Origin of the sequence: Micromonospora parastrephiae, assembly GCF_016802865.1 — a bacterium.
Classification (GTDB): domain Bacteria; phylum Actinomycetota; class Actinomycetes; order Mycobacteriales; family Micromonosporaceae; genus Micromonospora; species Micromonospora parastrephiae.
Genome location: NZ_JAEVHM010000371.1, coordinates 1 through 2,153, shown reverse-complemented (window position 1 = coordinate 2,153; position 2,153 = coordinate 1). Strand labels below are relative to the sequence as shown.

The window sequence follows — 2,153 nt, the reverse complement described above, 5'->3', positions numbered from 1 at the left end:
ACCAGCGCGGCCACGGTCAGCGCCAGCGCGGGGGCGGCCCGGTCGACCCGCCGCCCGCCCAGCAGCAGCGTCCCCCCCGGCGACGACCGGGAGGACGACCAGTGCCCACAATGCGGCGTTCATCCCCGCAGCTTCCCCGCCATGTCGGTCATGTCGGCGTCGCTCGACCGGAACAACAGGGTCACGACCGCGAAGCCCAGCGCCATCTCCACGGTCATCGCGCCGATTACCACCAGGACGAGCACCTGCCCGTCGGGCTGCTGCGGGGCCAGGAACCACCAGAGCGCGGCGGCGGCCACGATCACCCCGTTGATCATGAGTTCGAGGCCCATCATCACCATCACGACGGCCTGCTGGCTCAGCGCGCCGTACAGGCCGACGCTGAACAGCGCGGACGCGAGCAGCAGAAACATCGGCAGCGTCACGGCCACTCCGGGGAGTCCGCGCGGTCGTAGCGCCCCCGGGCGGTGGCGAGCACCAGCGCGGCGACCATGGTGGCGAAGAGCACCGCGGAGACCGCCATCATGACCAGCATCTTCGAGCCCATGACGGCCTCGCCCAGGGCCCGGGTCGGGTCGGCGGGCGGCTCGCCGCGACGGGCGGGCCACGGCACGAGCACCGAGCCGGCGGCCAGCAGGACGAAGACGCCGACCGAGACCACCACCGCGCCCCGCCGGTTGTGCAGCATCGACATCGGCATGAGACCGCCCGGGTTCATCATGAACATGACCATGAAGACCGCCATGAGCGCCATCTCCATGACCATCATCAGGACGGTCACCACCCCCAGGTAACCCAGGTCGAGCAGGAGCAGCTCGCCGCCGACCGCGACGAACGACAGCGCCAGCGCGAACGTCGCCCGCGCCATCGAGTCCACCGTGAACACGGCCACGCCGGACGCCACGGCGACGAACGCCAGCACGACGAAGGCGACGACGGCCACCTCAACCCCTCCCCACCGCGAGCACGGCCACCACGAGCACCTGCAGCAGCGTGGCGGGCAACGCCACCAGCCAGGCCACACCCATCAGCCGGTCCGCCCGCAGCACCGGCACTCGGCCACGCAGCGTCACCAGGGCGGCCAACACGGCCAGCGTCTTCACCAGGCTCCACAACCACCCGGGCAGCAGTGGCCCCGACCCGCCGCCGAGGAACAGCGCCACCGCCGTCGCCGCGCCCGCCGCCAGCAGCGCGTACCGGCCGGCGAGCAGGACCAGCCTGTCCACGCCGGACGGCTCGGCCAGCACGCCGCCGGCCACGTCCCGCCCGTCCGGATAGGCGAACGGCCCGGACATGCTGAACGCGAGCACCGCGCCGAGGAAGACCAGGAACGCCACCGGCATCCACACCACGAACCACAGTTCCCGCTGTGCTGCCACCACGTCGGCGATCCGTAGGCTGCTGGCCGCCACCGCGGGGGCGGTCAGCGCGAACATCAGCGGTAGCTCGTAGCCGAGCGCCTGCGCCAGGAAGCGGTAGCCCCCGACCAGGCCGTAGGCGCTGTTGCTTCCCCAGCCGGCGAGCCACACCGCCGCCCAGAGCAGCACGTCCATGGCGTTGAACCAGACCACCCCGACCGGCAGGTCGGCCACCACCCGGTCGCCCAGCGGCACCACCACCACCATGAGCAGCGCCACCACCAGCGGCCCGGCCAACCCGAGCCGCCACAGCAGAGCGTCCGCCGCCACCACGCCACGCCGTCGCTGCCGGAGCAGCCGGGCGGTCTCCCATACCGGCCGCCCGGCCCGCCGCGCGAGCGTCGAACCGCTGGCCGGGCCGAGCAGGCCAGCCAGCACCGCGGCGGCCAGTGCCGCGCCGAGCAGTACACCGGCAGCCGGCAGGACGCCCCACCACGCACCGGTGGTCACGATCGCACCCCCGCGGCCACCAGCTCGTCCGGGTCGGGGTCAAACGAGGCCAGCACCACCCGAGCGGCGGCCAGGTCGAGCCCGACCATCAGGTGGGCGGCCAGCTCCCGCACCGCCACGGCGTCCGGCTCCGGCGACGTGTCGGGCTCGCCGCCGGACAGCAGCCGGTCCGTCTCGGCCAGCCGGCGCCGCCACCGGGCGGTCGCGTCGCCGCGTAGCGTCGCCGGGATCTCCACGCCGCGCGGGCCGACCACCAACGTTTCCCGCAGCTCGACGAGCACCCGC

General features: G+C 73.6%; 4 protein-coding genes. All 4 read right to left on the bottom strand.

Annotation, left to right across the window (positions count from 1 at the left end; translation table 11 throughout):
* Positions 1–119: 119 nt before the first annotated feature.
* A complete protein-coding gene (locus tag JNW91_RS31095; protein WP_238426025.1) occupies positions 120–413 on the bottom strand; it encodes an NADH-quinone oxidoreductase subunit NuoK in 294 nt (97 codons plus the stop codon).
* A gap of 8 nt (positions 414–421) precedes the next feature.
* Positions 422–943, bottom strand: a complete 522-nt coding sequence (locus JNW91_RS31090) for an NADH-quinone oxidoreductase subunit J (protein WP_309244539.1) — start codon at positions 941–943, stop codon at positions 422–424.
* A gap of 1 nt (position 944) precedes the next feature.
* Positions 945–1,868 (bottom strand): NADH-quinone oxidoreductase subunit H, encoded by a 924-nt coding sequence (locus JNW91_RS31085; protein ID WP_309244538.1) that lies wholly within the window; start codon positions 1,866–1,868, stop codon positions 945–947.
* The coding region (locus JNW91_RS31080; RefSeq protein ID WP_203179014.1) for a hypothetical protein at positions 1,865–2,153 on the bottom strand (289 nt) is incomplete at its 5' end. The genes JNW91_RS31080 and JNW91_RS31085, both read right to left, overlap by 4 nt.